A 19,779-nucleotide genomic window follows, 5' to 3' on the forward strand; every position below is an offset into this window, starting at 1 on the left:
ATGAAACAGATGTCCTTCGCCGATGCCGAGTATGCCGGTAAACGTAAGCAGACCCGCCGCGAGCGCTTCCTGATCGAGATGGATCAAGTCGTGCCCTGGAAGGGTTTGATTGCCTTGATCGAACCGCATTATCCGAAGGGTGAAGGTGGTCGTCCGGCGTATCCGTTGCTGGCCATGTTGCGGGTTCATCTGATGCAGAACTGGTTCGGCTACAGCGATCCGGCGATGGAAGAATCGCTGTATGAAACGACGATCCTGCGCCAGTTTGCAGGGCTGCATCTGGATCGAATTCCTGACGAAACCACGATTCTCAACTTCCGCCGCTTGCTGGAGAAACATGAGCTGGCGGGTGGGATTTTGCAGGTTATCAACGGTTATCTGGGTGACCGTGGATTGATGTTGCGTCACGGAACGATCGTGGATGCGACGATCATTCATGCACCCAGCTCAACCAAGAATAAAGACAAGAAACGCGACCCCGAGATGCATCAGACCAAGAAAGGAAATCAGTACTATTTTGGAATGAAATCCCACATTGGCGTTGATGCGGATTCGGGCTTGGTTCATAGCGTTGTCGGTACTCCCGCCAACGTGGCGGACGTGACACAAGTGGATCAATTGCTTCACGGAGAAGAAGTTCACGTCTGTGGCGATGCCGGTTACACCGGGGTGCAGAAACGCCCAGAACATCAGGATCGCAAGATGATTTGGTCGATTTCTGCCCGGCCCAGTTCGTACAAAGAGCATGGCAAAGACACGGTGATCGGTAGCGTGCTACGCGGGATTGAGTATGCGAAAGCGCAAGTCAGAGCCAAGGTTGAGCATCCGTTTCGAGTGATCAAGCGCCAGTTTGGCTATACGAAAGTGCGCTTTCGTGGTCTGGCGAAAAACATCGCTCAGCAGACGACGTTGTTCGCCTTGTCGAACCTGTGGATGGTGCGAAAACGATTGTTGAATGCAGGAGAGGTGCGCCTGTAATGCGGGCTAATCGCCCTGAAACAGCGCGATTAGAGGAAAAATCATGAATTAAAGAGTGGAAAGGTCCGATTTTCGACCGAATCAGCGTTTTTTGAACCTCTCACAGAGAGGGCATCAAAAATCGGTGGGTACTTCAGACCTTCCCTAGGTGTTTTCTGCGCCATTTGATGATTCGATGAGTCGCAAGCAGATACAGGCTCCCGGCCAACACCATAGCGATGAACACTTCAGCGCCGCCCATATAAAAAAACACCCCGCCAATCACAATGAATTCAAGGCAGACTGGAAGGCCTACTGTTACAAAGAAGCTCAATAATTGCTCGTGCGCAGTAATACCTCGTTCTACTGATTTGATGAACTGCCCGATTCGTAATGAGCTGAAGTGTTGGAACTCCTTGCGCATGAGTGCTCCAGTCCACTCGATGGACGCATCCATGATGACCCTTTGGACTAGCCTGGATAGACAAAATATCTGAAGGGGAGTGATGGCGGCCTGCAGACAGCTGACGAGAATAAATCCTCCGGTCAGCACTATTAATGACGTGAGGCCGATCATGTTGCTGGAAGTAAGGTTGTCAACAATTTTGCCCAGTATCAGGGGAGGCCCCATCGTTAAAATTTTTAACGCAATAACTGATGTAATCGTTGTGGCTAAAAGTGGCTTGTGTTTAGCGCATGCTTTTGTCAGAAATCTTCTCATGGCCAATTACTTCGCTAGCGAGTGAGTTTTTTTAGGTGGCTGTGGCAATGATTGCTGAATCGCTGAGAAGTACGTGTTGAGGGACCACGGGATTGATAGCAGTTCGACTCACCATGTTCAATTCGGCGGGGTGCGAATCCATCCTATATCGATGTAGGTAAAATCCTACTGAGACGTAGGAGTAAGATCTTGATTATTGCTTTGGCGTTTATTGGTTTGCAGTTCTATTGCTGAATCAGTCCGTTAGCATGTTTAACAATGAGTGATACATAGGTGAGTGTTTTTAATTTGGGCTCGAAATCAGTCGCCCGGCATTAAAGATTCCAAAGGCGAAAGGGTTTTTTCGGCATTTGTGGAGGGTGATTTGTGTAATTGAAATATTTTTTGCATGGGGGAAAGAATGGTGCTCTTGTGGGCGCCGAAGCGGCAAAGCCATAAAATTTTTGCGCATTGCCCCGAGCGCCATTTCGGCTCCGGTTTCACCCGGCGCCTCAATCAGCAACTGAATGTCCGCTACTTCAAGCGCCCTCGGCGCTCGCGTCGACGGCAGATCAGTGCCAAACATCAACACCTGCGGGTTGGCGCTGGGAATCTAGTCGGTTGAGGGCGGCAATCAGATAGCTTTGGTCAAAGCCCTGGAACGACCCGGATACCACCGCGCCGCCCCCGATGCCAAGTGGCCTGGTCTGAGCCAGGTAGTCATCGACGCTGAACGACTCGGGCAGGTAGCCGTGGTTTGGGATCAGCGCATAGTCGGGGTCGATGATGTGGCAATGGGCGCCGAAAAATGCGCGAGGGCATGGCGGGCTCCGTCGGTCGAGGGCTCAGGCAAGCTGGCTGATATAGATGCCAGTGCCTTTGAGGATGTTTTGCAGGGTCTCTTCAACTTCGGGCAGGTCCGACGCCGCGGTGCCGTGGTGGATTTCCAGATGGTCGTCGCCATTCAGGGCATCGGCATCGGCGGCGCCGATTTCGATCAACAGGCGCTCGGCGCTGAGAGTGACTTTCAAGCCATCCAGGGTCGAAGGCTCGCCGTCGAGGGTGATCTCGACTTCATCCTCGTCCGGGTAGCGGGTCATCAGGAACATCTCGCCCTTGTCGCTGTGGCAGCAGAGCATGGCCATGTTGTCTTCTTCGTCATCGCAAGGGTTGGCGATCAGGTGGGCGGTGGTCAGTTGCATGGGAAGGTTCCTGGCGTTTGAGCGCGGTGAAGGCTGACAAAGTGCAATTCTGCCAGCCCGAAGGATTTTCTGCTGGCTTGCGTTCATGAATCGTCAAACCTTCTATTTACGTAGCCGCTGATATCGAGAGAAAAAACAATGGATAAATGATTGTGTAGGATATTGCTGAAGGCATTTTACTCAATTGTTTTAGGGTGTTTCCGAGGGTGTTGTAGGGGGCAGTAAGGTCGTAAGAAAAAAAGAGTTTTTGTCAAATTTGTTATTGTTTTTTTGATGTGTAGTGTTCATTTTATTTAAGGTGGTATTTGACTGATTCGACGGTATGGAGCGGGTTTTCATGGAACAATATTTTACGTGGGCACCGGAGATAAAACACCTTTGCGAAGCCGATATTGAAACGTTATACGAGCGTTATCTGGCAGGGGAGAAAAATGCCGATCTGCTTGCCGAATACAATATCGCCATCGAGCCTCGGGCTTTGCTCAAAGTGTTACCTCCCATTATCAGTAAAGACCTGCTGTGTCCTTACTGCGATGTCCCCATGTGGACCAAGCGACGAGCGAAAGGCACGAGCGCGACCTCGGCGCCGCCCTTCAAATGCTTGCGCTGCGAGCATCAGGTTTTTTCCGCCGGGTATTACTACGGCCGTCGTACCACATGTACTTGTGTGGAGTGTTACAAGGCCTTGCAAGGGAAGCTTGCAGCACAAGCGCAGATGAACCGCGACGAACTGAAGAAAAGGTATGGAACGCCTTGCCCGCCGGTGCCCTACGACAGCCTCGGCTTCGTTCAGAAATTGTCGCTGCTGGCGATGCTTGATGTAAGGAAGTCGGTTGGCAGCGAGCCGCTCGAGGCTCTCGATTCCGCCGCCAGAGCGGAACGACTGGCGCCCAGTGACGCGGCTTCGGAGGAGGTTCTCAAGCGCCTTCACAAGGTCGGTGTGCTGAGGGTGGATCCGGATTCGGATATCAAGGCGTTTGATCCGGCAGCCGGTTATAAAATCCTTGACTATTCAAAAGTGCGTTGGCTGACGAATGTGACCCTTTCGGATTCCGAGCGAAGTTCGCGTCAATCGCTTTATCTGGCGCTGTATGAAGAGTTGGTCGGGGTGATTCAACCCGCCTGGAAAAGTGAACTGTATTCCCTGATATTCGATTTGGCTAGGCAAGAGTCTATTCAGTACATTCACGTGCTGGCCGCTGAAGTTGATTTTATCTTTAACGCAGAGGCCCGGGCTGAGTCAGTCGTAGGTCAGTTGCTCCAGGATTTTTCCGTGAGTGAGATTTACTATTTCGCCAGGCTGGCTGTAAAAAACGCTGCGCATTTTTATGCCACTGGTAAGTCCAAAGGCCGATTCCATGCCGCCAATACCATTCCAAACAATATGCTGGGTACGGCGCAAGACGCGCTGACCAGACATTGGAGGAAGGGCGCCTATCGGGATTCCCGTGTCCCGCAATCCGCGTTGCATCGGTTGTTGTATGACCTGGTACTCAAGGACAGCGGGGCAGGATTTTCCAAGTCCCCCGGGATCTATTGGCGCGATGAGTTGGTGCCGCGGTTTTTTTCCGCTGCTGCTTATGGCTCGGACCTCGCTGAGCCCATGCATCTGTTCTGCCGCGAGTGTGGCTCCAGCAATATCGAGGTCAAGATGGATAAGGTCTCGGTGCAGATGCTCTGCTATGACTGTTCGACCGTGAGCAAATTTCAGGCAATTCATGATGATTGACAGCTTCGAGCCTGGCCCCGGGCAGGCTCGATCGCCAACCGTCCACCTCGAGGGAGCGCCCAGGGCCCAAATTGTAGGAGCGAGCTTGCTCGCGATGGACTCGAGAGCGGCGCGTTTATTCAGAAAACACGCGTTATCGTTAACGTCCATCGCGAGCAAGCTCGCTCCTACATTAGCCCGTGGTCTGCTAATCGGTCATGGGCCTGAGCTCGCGTATTGATCTCAGCTGTGAACAATTGGTCGGCTGCCAGTCATTTTCGACACCACTGCGCGCGGATTCGCCCCATAAAACCTCTGTTTTCCTCCGCGACTGCTAGTGTTGTTCGATGCGCGGCACGCGAGGTACGTGCCGATGACCGAATATGTCGCAGCATCGCAAGCACGGGCCTTGCCGCACTCGTTAAGCTGCGCAACTGATGGATACCTGTAAAGGCATTGTCGATCTGTTCGACAGTCGTTTTTGCAGATGCCCATCGAAGAAGGTGAATGTGACCTGAGTGTCTCGTCCAGCTTCACCCACCTGTCATCCTGTTTCCTCTGCCCGAGAATCAGGAACAGGGTGACGGATTGCCCCGAAAGGGGTTTGCACGCGACGCTTCCATCAATAACAAGCCCAAGCGGAGTACTACAGATGTCGTTCTTCACCGCAGCCAGCAAAGCCGACTTCCATCACCAACTGCAAGCGGCACTGGCGCAGCACATCAATGAACAGGCACTGCCACAAGTGGCGCTGTTCGCTGAACAATTCTTCGGCATCATTTCCCTGGACGAGCTGACCCAGCGTCGGTTGTCCGACCTCGCCGGCTGTACTCTTTCTGCGTGGCGCCTACTTGAGCGCTTCGATCACGCGCAACCGCAAGTGCGCGTCTACAACCCCGATTACGAACGTCACGGCTGGCAGTCGACCCACACCGCGGTCGAAGTGCTGCACCATGACCTGCCGTTCCTGGTGGACTCGGTACGCACCGAGCTGAACCGTCGCGGCTACAGCATCCACACCCTGCAGACCACTGTGCTGAGCGTGCGTCGCGGCAGCAAGAACGAGCTGCTGGAAATCCTGCCCAAGGGCACCCAGGGCGAGGGGATTCTGCAAGAGTCCCTGATGTACCTGGAAATCGACCGTTGCGCCAATACGGCCGAACTGAATGTCCTGAGCAAGGAACTGGAGCAGGTTCTCGGTGAAGTCCGCGTCGCGGTCACCGATTTCGAACCGATGAAAGCCAAGGTCCAGGAACTGATCGAAGGCATCGACAATAGCCAGTTCGCTATCGATGCCGACGAAAAGCACGAGATCAAGACTTTCCTCGAGTGGCTGGTGGGCAACCACTTCACCTTCCTCGGTTACGAAGAGTTCGTGGTCTGTGATGACCAGAATGGCGGTCATATCGAATATGACCAGAGTTCTTTCCTCGGCCTGACCAAACTGCTGCGCGCCGGCCTGACTGTCGACGATCTGCGCATCGAAGACTACGCGGTCAACTACCTGCGCGAGCCGACACCGCTGTCGTTCGCCAAGGCCGCACATCCAAGCCGTGTACACCGTCCGGCTTACCCGGATTACGTGTCGATCCGCCAGATCGACGCAAACGGCAACGTCACCAAGGAATGCCGCTTCATGGGCTTGTACACCTCGTCGGTGTATGGCGAAAGCGTGCGGGTCATTCCTTACATCCGCCGCAAGGTCGAGGTCATCGAACAGCGTTCCGGCTTCCAGCCCAAGGCTCACCTGGGCAAGGAACTGGCGCAGGTGCTCGAAGTACTGCCCCGTGACGATCTGTTCCAGACTCCGGTCGACGAGCTGTTCACCACCGTTATGTCGATCGTGCAGATCCAGGAACGCAACAAGATTCGCGTGTTCCTGCGCAAGGACCCGTACGGCCGCTTTTGCTACTGCCTGGCCTATGTGCCGCGCGACATCTACTCCACCGAAGTGCGGCAGAAGATCCAGCAAGTGCTGATGGATCGCCTGAAAGCCTCCGATTGCGAGTTCTGGACCTTCTTCTCCGAGTCCGTGCTGGCTCGTGTACAGCTGATTCTGCGGGTCGACCCGAAGAACCGCCTGGACATCGACCCGCTGTTGCTGGAAAAAGAAGTGGTGCAGGCCTGCCGCAGCTGGCAGGACGACTACGCGAGCCTGGTGATCGAAAGCTTCGGCGAAGCCCACGGCACCAACGTGCTGGCGGACTTCCCGAAAGGTTTCCCGGCTGGTTACCGCGAGCGTTTCGCTGCGCATTCGGCCGTGGTCGACATGCAGCACTTGCTGAGCCTGAACGAAACCAACCCGCTGGTGATGAGCTTCTATCAGCCACTCGGTCAGGTTTCTGGTCAGCGTGAGCTGCACTGCAAGCTGTATCACGCCGATACCCCGCTGGCACTGTCCGACGTCCTGCCGATCCTGGAAAACCTCGGTCTGCGCGTGCTCGGAGAGTTCCCGTATCGCCTGCGCCAGGTCCATGGCCGCGAGTTCTGGATCCATGACTTCGCGTTCACCGCCGCCGAAGGCCTGAACCTCGACATCCAGCAACTCAACGACACACTGCAGGACGCTTTCGTCCATATCGTGCGTGGCGAGGCCGAGAACGACGGGTTCAACCGTCTGGTCCTGACCGCTGGCCTGCCATGGCGCGACGTGGCGCTGCTGCGTGCCTATGCCCGTTACCTGAAGCAGATTCGCCTGGGCTTCGACCTTGGCTACATCGCCAGCACCCTGAACAACCACACCGACATCGCTCGCGAGCTGACCCGGTTGTTCAAGACCCGTTTCTACCTGGCCCGCAAACTGACCAGCGACGACCTCGACGACAAGCAACTGCGCCTGGAACACGCGATCCTTTCCGCGCTGGACGACGTTCAGGTACTGAACGAAGACCGCATCCTGCGTCGCTACCTGGACCTGATCAAGGCCACCCTGCGGACCAACTTCTACCAGACCGACGCCAACGGTCAGAACAAGTCCTATTTCAGCTTCAAGTTCAACCCGCACCTGATTCCAGAGCTGCCCAAGCCGGTACCGAAGTTCGAAATCTTCGTGTACTCGCCACGGGTCGAAGGCGTGCACCTGCGCTTCGGTAACGTGGCGCGTGGTGGCCTGCGCTGGTCCGATCGTGAAGAGGATTACCGCACCGAAGTGCTGGGCCTGGTAAAAGCCCAGCAAGTGAAAAACTCGGTGATCGTCCCGGTCGGCGCCAAGGGCGGCTTCCTGCCGCGTCGTCTGCCGCTGGGTGGCGGTCGCGATGAAATCCAGGCCGAAGGCATCGCCTGCTACCGGATCTTCATTTCCGGCCTGCTGGACATCACCGACAACCTGAAAGACGGCGCTCTGGTGCCTCCGGCCAACGTGGTTCGTCACGACAACGATGACCCGTACCTGGTGGTGGCAGCGGACAAGGGCACTGCGACCTTCTCCGACATCGCCAACGGCATTGCCATCGACTACGGTTTCTGGCTCGGTGACGCCTTTGCTTCCGGCGGCTCGGCCGGTTATGACCACAAGAAAATGGGCATCACCGCCAAGGGCGCGTGGGTCGGCGTACAACGCCATTTCCGTGAACGCGGGATCAACGTCCAGCAAGACAGCATCACGGTAGTCGGCGTCGGCGACATGGCCGGTGACGTGTTCGGTAACGGCTTGCTGATGTCGGACAAGCTGCAACTGGTCGCGGCCTTCAACCACCTGCACATCTTCATCGACCCGAACCCGGAGCCTGCCAATAGCTTCGCCGAGCGTCAGCGCCTGTTCGACCTGCCGCGTTCGGCCTGGTCCGACTACGACACCAGCATCATGTCCGAAGGCGGCGGGATCTTCTCCCGTAGCGCGAAAAGCATCGCGATTTCCCCGCAGATGCAAGAGCGCTTCGACATCCAGGCCGACAAGCTGACCCCGACCGAACTGCTCAACGCCTTGCTCAAGGCACCGGTGGATCTGTTGTGGAACGGCGGCATCGGCACTTACGTCAAGGCCAGCACCGAAAGCCACACCGATGTCGGCGACAAGGCCAACGACGCACTGCGCGTCAACGGCAACGAGCTGCGCTGCAAGGTGGTGGGCGAGGGCGGTAACCTCGGCATGACCCAACTGGGTCGTGTCGAATTCGGCCTCAATGGCGGCGGTTCCAACACCGACTTCATCGACAACGCCGGTGGCGTGGACTGCTCCGACCACGAAGTGAACATCAAGATCCTGCTCAACGAAGTGGTGCAGGCGGGCGACATGACCGAGAAGCAACGTAACCAGTTGCTCGGCAGCATGACCGATGAAGTCGGCAGCCTGGTGCTCGGTAACAATTACAAGCAGACCCAGGCGCTGTCCCTGGCGGCCCGCCGTGCCTACGTGCGGATCGCCGAATACAAGCGTCTGATGAACGACCTCGAAGGCCGCGGCAAGCTGGATCGCGCCATCGAATTCCTGCCACTGGAAGAGCAACTCAACGAGCGCATCGCGGCTGGCCATGGCCTGACCCGTGCCGAGCTGTCGGTATTGATCTCCTACAGCAAGATCGATCTCAAGGAAGCGCTGCTCAACTCCCAGGTGCCGGATGACGCGTACCTGACCCGCGACATGGAAACCGCGTTCCCGCCGACCCTGGTCAGCAAGTTCGCCGAAGCCATGCGTCGTCACCGTCTGAAACGCGAGATCGTCAGCACCCAGATCGCCAACGATCTGGTCAACCACATGGGCATCACCTTCGTCCAGCGCCTGAAAGAGTCGACTGGCATGAGCCCGGCGAACGTTGCCGGTGCTTATGTAATCGTGCGTGACATCTTCCACCTCCCGCACTGGTTCCGTCAGATCGAAGCCCTGGACTACCAGGTTTCGGCCGACGTACAACTGGAGCTGATGGATGAGCTGATGCGTCTGGGCCGTCGGGCGACCCGCTGGTTCCTGCGCAGCCGTCGCAACGAGCAGAACGCTGCCCGTGACGTCGCGCACTTCGGTCCGCACCTGGCGGCGTTGGGTCTCAAGCTCGACGAACTGCTGGAAGGCCCGACCCGCGAAGGCTGGCAGACCCGGTATCAGGCGTATGTCGCCGCCGGCGTACCGGAGTTGCTGGCGCGCATGGTTGCAGGTACGACTCACCTGTACACCCTGCTGCCGGTCATCGAAGCCTCGGACGTTACCGGTCAGAACCCGGCGGACGTGGCCAAGGCCTACTTCGCCGTTGGTAGTGCGCTGGACATTACCTGGTACCTGCAACAGATCAGTGCGCTGCCGGTGGAAAACAACTGGCAGGCGCTGGCTCGTGAAGCGTTCCGCGATGACGTCGACTGGCAACAGCGGGCGATCACCATCTCGGTTCTGCAAATGGGCGACGGCACCCAGGATGTGGAAACACGCCTGGCGCTGTGGATGGAGCTGCACGACGGCATGATCGAACGCTGGCGCGCCATGCTGGTGGAAATCCGTGCCGCCAGCGGCACTGACTACGCCATGTATGCGGTGGCCAACCGCGAATTGCTGGACCTGGCGTTAAGTGGTCAAGCGGTGGTTGCTGCCACGCCGGACCGGGAGAAGAGCGGTCAAACGGCGGTTGCTGCCACTGCCTGATTGAGTGCTGAATGAAAAAACCCCGCATCGAAAGATGCGGGGTTTTTTTTGTTGCTATGGTTTGGATTGGGTGGGGTGCCGGAAAGATCGCAGCCTGCGGCAGCTCCTACACCGACCGCGCACACCCATGATACTGCGAATGTATACAAATCCTGTAGCTGCCGCAGGCTGCGATCTTTTAATGGATACACCGCGATTACTTCTCCAATGGCGTCAGCACTTCATCCTTCTCACCCTTCAATATGAACACCAGCAACTTCGCCGGTTTGGTGGCGCTGGCGTTGGCCGATACCGGATGCCGGGAACCGGCCGCTTCGTACCAGGATTCGCCGGCCTTGTAGGTGATCGCCTTTTCATCGTTGACCTGGGAGGTGACCTCACCCTCCAGCACATAGGCCATCGCCGAGCCCTGGTGCATATGCGGCACGCTGGCCTGGCCCGGGGCGTAATCGACGGTGAGCATCATGGCTTTCTGGCCCGGTGCGTTGGTCAGTTCATGTTCCTGCAGGATATTGATTTTTTCCTTGCCGTAGACCGGGTCGTGGGCGAAGGCATTGAGGGAGGCCAGCATCGCCAGACCGGCGAAGATCGAAGTCGCGAAGTTCATGAGGGGTACCTTTGCGTGGTTGGAGGCGTGATTATCGGGAAAGAACAGTCAGTGATTGAAATCCAGACGGCTGGCCACACCGTTGTCGATCAGATCGATAAACCCTTGCAGCGCCGGCAGCGCGAAGTGCGATTCCATGGATTGGCGGGACTGCCAGTGGCCGCTGACGATCCACCGGCCCGCAATGACCGGGCATGGCTGCACGCTGTAGTCGAGGCAGCCCGGGACTTCACGGACCGCCTCGGCAATTCGCGCCAAGTGCAGGCCAAGCTCATCTGAACGGCCCTGGACGGCCTGGATCCGGACGGTATTGATCGCACTGCTGTGCATGGCGAGTTCTCCTGTTGCTGGCTTGGGAGTTCGTGATGAGAAGAGTAGGGCTGCACTCTTTCAACACCAATATCCAATTAGCGGGAAAACCACTGAGCCAATCAGGCGATCTGTTTGAGAATATCCCGGACCTTGTCCAGCGCCGGGTCGATGTCCAGGGTCTCGATCGCCCCGAAACCGATGAACAGCCCGCTTTTGGCCGGCATGTCGTGGAAGAAGCCGTCCAGGGGGTAAAGCCCGACTTCGACTTTTTTCGCCAGCTCGATCAGCAACGGGATGTCCACCGCCACCTTGCACAGCGCTGCCATGTGGAAGCCGGCAATCGACGGCACGACCTCGAACCAGGGCGCAAGATCGCCATTCAGGCGCTTGAGAATGTGCTCCCGGCGACTGGCGTAAACCGTATGGCAACGGCGGATGTGCTTGAGCAGATAACCCTCGGAAATGAACTTGGCCAGCGCCCATTGCGACAGGGTAGAGGTGTGGCAGTCGGTCAATTGCTTGGCCCTGATCACCGCGCTGCGGATCGCCGGCGGCAACACCCCATACCCGAGCCGCAACTCCGGCAGCAGGGTTTTCGAGAAGGTCCCGACGTAGGCGACCACGCCACGGGTGTCCATGCTTTGCAGGGAATCGGTGGGCCGCCCCTCATAGCGGAATTCGCAGTCGTAGTCGTCTTCGATCACTATCGCGCCGAGCGCTCGGGCCCGTTCCAGCAAGGCTTCACGCCGCGCCGGGCTCATCGGCATGCCGAGGGGGAACTGGTGCGATGGAGTGACGTAGATCAGTCGCGTGCCGTCGGGAATCAGCTCGACCTGGATGCCTTCGGCGTCTACCGGTACCCCGACTACCGTCGCACCCTGGGCGGTGAACAACAGCCGCGCCGGGGTGTAGCCGGGGTCTTCCATCGCGACGAGGCTGCCCGGTTCGATCACCACCCGGGCGATCAGATCCAAGGCTTGTTGCGCACCGTTGCAGACCACGATGTCATCGTCATGACAGGCCACTCCACGGGAAAACGCAATATGCCCGGCAATGGCGCTGCGCAAGGCTGGGAGGCCTTCGGGCTGGCTGTAGAAGCCGGCGCTCAAGGCGATCCGGCGTAGCGCATCCTGAGTGCAGCGCCGCCATTCTTCCGGGGGGAACTGATTGCGGGTGGTCGCGCCGCCGATGAACTCGCAACGCAGGGTGCCTTCCAAGGTGGGATGGCGCAGGGTCGCCGGCAGATTCTGCCACTTGTCCAGGCTCTGCGCGCAGGCCAGGTCCGCGGCACTTTGCTTGCGCTCGGCCTTGGCGGCGCGCGCGTTGACGAAGGTGCCACGGCCGATCTTGCCGATCAGCAAGTTTTCATAGGTCAGCAGCGCGTAGGTGTCGGAGACTGTCTTGCGCGAGACCCCCAGTTGCTCGGCCAGCAGGCGGCTGGGCGGCAGCTGGGCACCGGCGGCAAGACGGCCGGATTCGATGGCGCCGCGCAGTTGCTGGTACAGCTGCTCGGCCAGGTCCTTGCGGCCGTTGATGACGACATGAAGTTCCATGGGCAGTCCTGAAGGCGGTCGGTCGTGTGCAAGGTTACTCGCAACAAGGCTTTTGTTGTAGGTCGCGGCGTTTGGGTGGTCTCGGCAAAAAACCGGCAATTGGCTATAGGGCGTTGGCGCCTCGGGTCGTAGGCTTTGAGTCAATGAACGTCAGCCACAGGTCACGCCCATGGAACCCCGTCTGGATTACTACACGGCCTCGCCGCAAGCCCTCAAGGGGATTCTCATGCTCGAGGCGGCGACTTTTGGTCTGTCGATTGAAAAGCCGTTGCTGGAGCTGATCAAGATTCGTGTCTCGCAGCTCAATCAATGTTCGTTCTGCACCGACATGCATTCCGTCGAAGCCCGCCGTCAGGGCGAAACCGAGCGCCGTTTGTACGCCATCAGCGTGTGGCGCGACTCGCCGTTTTTCAATGCACGGGAAAAGGCCGCGCTGGCCTGGAGTGAGTCGGTGACCTTGCTGTCGACTTCCAATGTACCGGACGAGCTATACACGGCGCTGCGGGCCGAGTTCAGCGAGCGCGAGATGGTCGACCTGACCGTGGCGGTGGCCACTATCAATTGCTGGAATCGGTTGGCGGTGGGGTTTCGGCAGCAGCCAAGTGATTGATGGTGACTGAGCCGACGCCATCGCGAGCAAGCTCGCTCAGGTACAACGCGATCCCTGTAGGAGCTGCCGCAGGCTGCGATCTTTTGATCTTGATCTTCGACGGTCTTCAAATCGCTAAAAGATCGCAGCCTGCGGCAGCTCCTACGCCGACCACGTACGTCCGCAAATTTCGCAGGTGTAGGCGAATGCCATGTAATTGAATGGACTCGCCCAAGCCGAGGCCTCTCGCCACACCCTGCATTCAGTTCTACACTCGGCGGTCCATTCGAAGTTTCAAGGACGAACCACCATGCCCGTCACCGATCCCACCATTACCATCGAACGCTTCAGCGAAGCCCACGTCGACGGCATCACTACGCTCTACAACGATCCGGCAGTGGCCCGCCAGGTGCTGCAAATGCCGTTTCAGACCAGCGAAGTCTGGCGCAAACGCATTGCCCCGGAGAACGAGCGGCTGTTGCAGTTGGTGGCCGTGCATCAAGGCGCGGTGATCGGCAATTGCGGCCTGGAGCAGTTTTCGCGGATCCGCCGAAGCCATTGCGGCAATATCGGCATGGCAGTCGCGGTGGCCTGGCAAGGCAAGGGCATTGGCTCGAAACTGCTCGCTGCGGCGCTGGAAGTGGCCGACAACTGGATGAATTTGCAACGGGTCGAACTGTCGGTATACGCCGACAACGAAGCTGCCATCGGGCTCTACCGCAAGTTCGGCTTCGACACCGAAGGCCTGCTGCGTGACTACGCCATTCGTGACGGCAGCCTGGTCGACGCACTGAGCATGGCGCGCCTGCGGCGCACGCGCTCGAGCTCCTGAGTCAGTCGCCCAAGGCAAACGCCACCGCGGCCCGGGCATGCAGCTCGGTGGTGTCGAGCAGTGGCAGCAGGCTGTGTTCGGGTTTGATCAGCAGACTGATTTCAGTGCAACCGAGGATGATTGCCTGGGCGCCGCGTGCGGCCAGGGATTCGATGATCCGCTGGTAGGTTTCCCGCGAGCGGTCACTGATCACCCCGACACACAATTCGTCGTAAATGATCCGGTGCACGGCGTCGCGCTCGGCGGCCTCGGGCACCAACACGTTCAAACCTTGGGCGGCGAGGCGCTGCTTGAGAAAGTCCTGCTCCATGGTGAACGCGGTACCGAGCAGGCCGACGGTCATGGCGCCGGCATCCACTGCGGCTTGTCCGGCGGGGTCGGCAATGTGCAAAAAAGGTACCGATATCGCCGCTTGAATCTGCTCGGCCACCAAATGCATGGTATTGGTACAGAGCACCACGCATTCGGCGCCGCCGGCTTCGAGTCGTTGGGCTGCGTCCACCAGAATCAGCGCCGCATCGTCCCAGCGTCCGGCATGTTGGGCCTGTTCGATGGGCCCGAAGTCGACGCTGTACATCAATAGTTTCGCCGACCGCAACGGTCCCAGGCGATCGCGCACCAGCTGGTTGATGATCCGGTAATACTCGGCGCTGGACTCCCAGCTCATACCGCCGATCAGGCCGATGGTGCGCATGCTGTTCTCCTGTTGATGGCAACTCTATATCGAGGAAAATGTCCTGAAGGGAAACATTCTCCGTGGACCGCCTACAGTGCCCGTGATTGCCGATCATTTCCATCCTCGGTTGAGACCCTGCGCTGGCGGGTCATAGACCCAACGGGTTTTAGTCATACGCGGCTGGCCGGCATCTGCCATGATCAATACCTTGCAGTCATGCTTCACCCAAGGAACATCGCGATGGACGACGTAAAGCAACTGGGCGAGATGCTTCGCCACTACGCAGAAAGCGAAGCGCATAAGAAACAGGTGTTCGAGACCCAATCGGCCGATTGGGCGGTACGGATCGGCAAACTGTTCGATCAGATCGAACAGTGGCTGGAACCAGTGAAAAGTCCGAACCTGCTCGAAGTGAGCCGCGAGGCTTATGTCGCTTCCGGCCCGAGCGTGGTCGTCGAAACCTCACCTTTCAGAACCGAGAAACTGACGATTCAGATCGCCGGTAAACCGGTGGAATTCGTGCCCGACGTCATGGGTGCTGGCGGTTTGATCTCACTGGCGGTGATGGGCCTGACGGCCGCCCGTTATGGCAGCATCTCGCTGGTGTGCCAACCGCCGTCGACCGACTGGCAGTGGCGCAAGACCAACGGTCTGAAAGACCCGGATACCTTTGCTTTTGATGCGGATTTCCTGGCGCAGCAATTGCAGAGCCTGATTCCGCGCGAGCGTGGGTAAGTCACCCGGTAATGTAGGAGCGAGCTTGCTCGCGAAGGACTCAAGGACGGCGCGTTTATTCAGAAAGCACGCGTTATCGTTAACGTCCATCGCGAGCAAGCTCGCTCCTACAAGATTTCCACATTCCCCCAACCATCCTTCACCACCTCAGGTGCCACCGCCCTGATGCTCTTGCCCGTCGCCGATTCCACCCGGCGCGCCACCTCCGGGTCGTCGGCAAACGGGATCAGGCTCGCATCGTCGAGGCTCTCGGTCGACTGATTGCTCAAGCAATACTCCACCGACAGATACAGGCACACCACGCCCAGTACATCCAGTGCGATTTCGATCATCCCAAGCTCCTTGCCTAAGCAATCTGCGCTTCGCGCCCGGCCATCTCGACGTCCGAAACCCGCACCGTGCGCCAGGTGTTGTAGGCCATCAGCAGCATGCCACCGAGGAAGATAACGCCACCGGCAAAGCGCACCACAAAGCCTGGATGGCTGGCTTGCAAGGCCTCGACGAAGGAGTAGGTGAGGGTGCCGTCGTCGTTGATCGCCCGCCACATCAGACCCTGGGTGATACCGTTGACCCACAACGAGGCGATGTACAGTACGGTGCCGATGGTCGCCAGCCAGAAGTGCAGGTTGATCAGCGCGATGCTGTGCATCTGCTCGCGGCCGAAGATTTTCGGGATCATGTGGTACAGCGAACCGAAGGTGATCATCGCCACCCAACCCAGGGCGCCGGCATGCACGTGGCCGATGGTCCAGTCGGTGTAGTGGGAGAGGGCATTGACCGTCTTGATGGCCATCATCGGCCCTTCGAAGGTCGACATGCCGTAGAACGCCAGGGACAGCACCAGAAAACGCAGGATCGGGTCGGTGCGCAATTTATGCCAGCTCCCGGAGAGGGTCATCATGCCGTTGATCATGCCGCCCCAGCTCGGTGCCAGCAGGATCAAGGACATCGCCATGCCCAGGGACTGCGCCCAGTCCGGCAGTGCGGTGTAGTGCAAGTGGTGCGGGCCGGCCCAGATGTACAGGGTGATCAGCGCCCAGAAGTGCACGATCGACAAACGGTAGGAGTACACCGGCCGTCCGGCCTGTTTCGGCACGAAGTAATACATCATTCCGAGGAAACCGGTGGTCAGGAAGAAACCCACTGCGTTGTGCCCGTACCACCACTGGACCATGGCGTCAGTGGCGCCGGAATACACCGGATAGGACTTGAACCAGTCCACCGGGATCGACAGGTGGTTGACCACGTGCAGCATGGCGATCACCACGATGAACGCGCCGAAGAACCAGTTGCCCACATAGATATGCTTGGTCTTGCGCTGCACCACGGTGGTGAAGAACACAATCGCGTAGGCGACCCAGACCACCGTCATCCACACCGCGCCGGAGAATTCGATCTCGGCGTATTCCTTGGTAGTGGTGTAGCCCAGCGGCAGGGTGATCAGCATGATCGTGATCACCGACTGCCAGCCCCAGAAGGTGAAGGCCGCCAGTTTGTCGGAGTACAAGCGCACCTGGCAGGTGCGCTGCACCGCGTAGTAACTTGCGGCGAATTGGGCGCTGCCGGCAAAGCCGAAAATCACCAGGCTGGTGTGCAGCGGACGCAGGCGACCGAAGGTGGTCCCCGGCAGGTCCAGGTTCATTTGCGGCCAGACCAATTGCGAGGCGATCCACACGCCCATCGCCATGCCGATAATGCCCCATACCACTGTTGCCACGACGAATTGGCGGACCACCTTGTAGTTATAGGCCTGTCCGATTGCTGCTGTGCTCATGGTCAATTCTTCCACGGTTGCAAAGTCTTGCCAGGCCACCCGGTCTGGCATGCTGTGAACTGTAGAAAGCATGGGAGAAACAAAACAGACTCAGAAAAACTGCATTAATGCGGATCAGATTAAATGGCCAGCCAGTAGCGCTCGGACGGGCGCTGATATGGTTTTTTTGTCATTACCTGAATCTGTAAGGTGCTGAGCCGCAGGTGCATAGTCGCCTTCCCGGAACCAGCCGATAGAGCGCGGTCAGCCCTGATGATGAGGTAGCGACATGTACCACTACGATGACTATGACCGTGCCCTGGTCTTTGAGCGGGTCGCGCAGTTTCGCGATCAGGTCGAGCGTTTCATGGGCGGTGAGTTGAGCGAGGAAGAATTCCTCCCGCTGCGTCTGCAGAACGGCCTGTACATGCAAAAACACGCCTACATGCTGCGGGTCGCGATCCCTTACGGCACCCTCGGCGCCCGGCAGATGCGTACTTTGGCGAGCGTCGCCCGGGATTACGATCGCGGCTACGGTCACTTCACTACCCGGCAGAACATGCAGTTCAACTGGATCGAACTGGCCCAGGTGCCGGAGATCCTCGAACGCCTGGCCGAAGTGGAAATGCACGCGATCCAGACCTCCGGCAACTGCGTGCGCAACATCACCACCGAAGCCTTTGCCGGGGTCGCCGCCGATGAGTTGCTGGACCCGCGGCCCCTGGCGGAGATTCTGCGGCAGTGGTCTACCGTCAACCCGGAATTTCTCTTCCTGCCGCGTAAATTCAAGATCGCCATCTGTTCGGCGGAACAGGATCGGGCGGCGATCATGATGCATGACATCGGTCTTTACCTTTACCGCGACACCAGCGGCCAAATGCTGTTGCGAGTGATAGTCGGTGGTGGTCTGGGGCGCACACCGATCCTCGGTTTGCAGATTCGCCAAGGCTTGCCCTGGCAGCACCTGCTGTCCTATGTCGAGGCCGTGTTGCGGGTCTACAACCGCCATGGTCGGCGGGACAACAAGTACAAGGCGCGGATCAAGATTCTGGTCAAGGCTCTGGGCATTGAAGCTTTTGCCAGGGAAGTCGAAGAGGAGTGGCAATACCTCAAGGACGGGCCGGCACAGTTGACCGACCTCGAGTACGAGCGTGTGGCCAGTGCTTTCGTGCCACCGGCTTATCGCAGCCTGGCAGATGCCGATCTGGACTTCGGCACCCGTCTGAGCGAAAACCCGGCGTTCGCCCGCTGGGTTTCGCGCAACGTACAGCCGCATAAAATACCGGGCTACAGCAGTGTGGTGTTGTCGACCAAACCTGGCATCAGCTCTCCACCGGGCGACGTCACCGCGGAACAAATGGAAGCCGTTGCCGACTGGTCCGAGCAGTTCGGCTTTGGCGAAATCCGCATCGCCCATGAACAGAACATCGTCCTGCCGGATGTGCCCAAGGCCGACCTCCATGCGCTCTGGTGCCTGGCCAGTGAACAGGGCCTGGGCTGCGCCAATATCGGCTTGCTGACCGACATCATCGCTTGCCCCGGCGGTGACTTCTGCGCCCTGGCCAACGCCAAGTCGATCCCCATCGCCCAGGCGATCCAGGCGAGTTTCGACGATCTGGATTACCTGCACGACCTGGGGGAAATCAGCCTGAACATCTCCGGCTGCATGAATGCCTGCGGCCATCATCACATCGGCAATATCGGCATCCTTGGCGTCGATAAAAACGGCAGCGAGTGGTACCAGATCACCCTCGGCGGTTCCCAGGGCAAGAACAGCGCATTGGGAAAGGTCATCGGCCCATCGTTCAGCGCTGCCGAGGTGCCGGAGGTGATCGAGCGCATCATCGCCACCTTTGTCCGTTACCGCGAGAGTGAAGAACTGTTCGTCGACACCTTGCAACGCATCGGCCTGGAGCCGTTCAAGGAAGAGGTTTATCCGAAGTTGCTGGAGGTGTCGGCATGAACAATCTGCTGCGTTTGCAAGAGGGTGTGCCACTGGTGGTCAACGACGATGCCTGGACCCTGGTCAGGGAAGTGGACGCCGACCTGCCCGAGGGACCGCTGATCCTGCCGCTGGGGCTATGGCTGAGCCGCCGAATCGACCACGCCCCAGCCCGGGACGCGGTCTGGTTAGGCCCGGACGACGAAGTGGAAAGCCTCAAGCCGTGGTTGAATCTGTTGCCGCTGATTGCCCTGGATTTCCCAAGCTTTCGCGACGGACGCGCCTACAGCCAGGCTTATCTGCTGCGTACGCGCTTCGGCTGGCAGGGTGAGTTGCGGGCGGTTGGCGATGTCCTGCGCGACCAGCTCAGCCACATGCGCCAATGCGGTTTCGATGCTTTTGCGGTGCGCGAAGACAAGTCCGCAGAGGATGCGCTCAAGGGGTTGGCCGGGATGAGCGTGTTGTACGGCCGCTCGGTGATCGAACCGCGGCCGTTGTTCAGGCGCCGGTGAGACCATTTGACCCCAATCACTGGCCATCGGCTGCCTGATTGCTGAATTGACCTACACCAGACAAAGAAACGTCTGATTTATCTCCCGCATCGCCTTACCTAGCGTGTTCGTCCCTGCAGATAAAACAAGGACATA

At 58.4% G+C, this 19,779-nt stretch carries 17 protein-coding genes and 1 pseudogene; 8 read left to right on the plus strand and 10 right to left on the minus strand.

The genetic code is table 11. The annotated features are described in order from the left end of the window. Positions 1-978, plus strand: coding sequence for an IS5 family transposase (locus tag ACA064_RS13515; protein ID WP_497669155.1), 978 nt, complete (start codon positions 1-3; stop codon positions 976-978). Positions 979-1,111: 133 nt separating this feature from the next. On the opposite strand, the gene ACA064_RS13520 is transcribed toward ACA064_RS13515, so the two are convergent. The 4 genes and pseudogenes from ACA064_RS13520 to ACA064_RS13535 form a co-directional block, all read right to left on the minus strand. Further along, the gene (locus ACA064_RS13520) at positions 1,112-1,678 is read right to left on the minus strand and encodes a 6TM ABC transporter family protein (RefSeq protein WP_497673790.1); all 567 of its coding nucleotides are present in this window, start codon (positions 1,676-1,678) and stop codon (positions 1,112-1,114) included. Between the two features lie 283 nt (positions 1,679-1,961). Continuing rightward, complete coding sequence (locus ACA064_RS13525; RefSeq protein ID WP_497673791.1) at positions 1,962-2,243, minus strand: hypothetical protein; 282 nt, start codon at positions 2,241-2,243, stop codon at positions 1,962-1,964. A gap of 28 nt (positions 2,244-2,271) precedes the next feature. After that, a pseudogene (locus ACA064_RS13530) lies at positions 2,272-2,445 on the minus strand (amidohydrolase family protein); the annotation flags it as partial. A 57-nt stretch (positions 2,446-2,502) separates the two neighbouring features. Then, positions 2,503-2,859 (minus strand): hypothetical protein, encoded by a 357-nt coding sequence (locus ACA064_RS13535; protein WP_497673792.1) that lies wholly within the window; start codon positions 2,857-2,859, stop codon positions 2,503-2,505. 337 nt (positions 2,860-3,196) lie between these two features. Between ACA064_RS13535 and ACA064_RS13540 the strand changes: the two genes are divergently transcribed. Continuing rightward, a complete protein-coding gene (locus ACA064_RS13540; RefSeq protein ID WP_497673793.1) occupies positions 3,197-4,588 on the plus strand; it encodes a hypothetical protein in 1,392 nt (463 codons plus the stop codon). 631 nt (positions 4,589-5,219) lie between these two features. Continuing rightward, complete coding sequence (locus ACA064_RS13545; protein ID WP_497673794.1) at positions 5,220-10,133, plus strand: NAD-glutamate dehydrogenase; 4,914 nt, start codon at positions 5,220-5,222, stop codon at positions 10,131-10,133. A gap of 196 nt (positions 10,134-10,329) precedes the next feature. Here the strand turns inward: ACA064_RS13545 and ACA064_RS13550 are convergent, their stop codons facing one another. The 3 genes from ACA064_RS13550 to pdxR form a co-directional block, all read right to left on the minus strand. After that, positions 10,330-10,740, minus strand: coding sequence for a cupin domain-containing protein (locus tag ACA064_RS13550; RefSeq protein ID WP_497673795.1), 411 nt, complete (start codon positions 10,738-10,740; stop codon positions 10,330-10,332). A gap of 48 nt (positions 10,741-10,788) precedes the next feature. Next, entirely contained in the window at positions 10,789-11,070 is a 282-nt protein-coding gene (locus ACA064_RS13555; protein WP_497673796.1) for a putative quinol monooxygenase, read from the minus strand. 101 nt (positions 11,071-11,171) lie between these two features. After that, entirely contained in the window at positions 11,172-12,605 is a 1,434-nt protein-coding gene (gene pdxR / locus ACA064_RS13560) for a MocR-like pyridoxine biosynthesis transcription factor PdxR (protein WP_497673797.1), read from the minus strand. Positions 12,606-12,774: 169 nt separating this feature from the next. On the opposite strand from pdxR, the gene ACA064_RS13565 reads away from it, so the two are divergent. Beyond that, positions 12,775-13,215 carry a carboxymuconolactone decarboxylase family protein gene (locus ACA064_RS13565; RefSeq protein ID WP_497673798.1) on the plus strand — a complete coding sequence of 147 codons (441 nt, stop codon included), beginning with the start codon at positions 12,775-12,777 and terminating at the stop codon, positions 13,213-13,215. Positions 13,216-13,504: 289 nt separating this feature from the next. After that, on the plus strand, positions 13,505-14,026 hold the full coding sequence (locus tag ACA064_RS13570; RefSeq protein WP_497673799.1) for a GNAT family N-acetyltransferase: 522 nt from the start codon (positions 13,505-13,507) through the stop codon (positions 14,024-14,026). A 1-nt stretch (position 14,027) separates the two neighbouring features. On the opposite strand, the gene ACA064_RS13575 is transcribed toward ACA064_RS13570, so the two are convergent. Continuing rightward, complete coding sequence (locus tag ACA064_RS13575; RefSeq protein ID WP_497673800.1) at positions 14,028-14,720, minus strand: aspartate/glutamate racemase family protein; 693 nt, start codon at positions 14,718-14,720, stop codon at positions 14,028-14,030. A gap of 222 nt (positions 14,721-14,942) precedes the next feature. Between ACA064_RS13575 and ACA064_RS13580 the strand changes: the two genes are divergently transcribed. After that, positions 14,943-15,437, plus strand: a complete 495-nt coding sequence (locus ACA064_RS13580; protein WP_497673801.1) for a hypothetical protein — start codon at positions 14,943-14,945, stop codon at positions 15,435-15,437. A 107-nt stretch (positions 15,438-15,544) separates the two neighbouring features. Here ACA064_RS13580 and ACA064_RS13585 read toward each other — a convergent pair whose 3' ends face one another. Next, a complete protein-coding gene (locus tag ACA064_RS13585) occupies positions 15,545-15,769 on the minus strand; it encodes a cbb3-type cytochrome c oxidase subunit 3 (protein WP_497673802.1) in 225 nt (74 codons plus the stop codon). A 14-nt stretch (positions 15,770-15,783) separates the two neighbouring features. After that, on the minus strand, positions 15,784-17,211 hold the full coding sequence (ccoN, locus tag ACA064_RS13590; protein ID WP_497673803.1) for a cytochrome-c oxidase, cbb3-type subunit I: 1,428 nt from the start codon (positions 17,209-17,211) through the stop codon (positions 15,784-15,786). A 268-nt stretch (positions 17,212-17,479) separates the two neighbouring features. Between ccoN and nirA the strand changes: the two genes are divergently transcribed. Further along, complete coding sequence (nirA, locus tag ACA064_RS13595) at positions 17,480-19,153, plus strand: nitrite reductase NirA (RefSeq protein ID WP_497673804.1); 1,674 nt, start codon at positions 17,480-17,482, stop codon at positions 19,151-19,153. Further along, positions 19,150-19,644, plus strand: a complete 495-nt coding sequence (locus ACA064_RS13600) for a DUF934 domain-containing protein (RefSeq protein ID WP_497673805.1) — start codon at positions 19,150-19,152, stop codon at positions 19,642-19,644. Before nirA ends, ACA064_RS13600 begins: the two co-directional genes overlap by 4 nt. Positions 19,645-19,779: the final 135 nt, after the last annotated feature.

This window comes from Pseudomonas sp. LBUM1658, assembly GCF_059716055.1.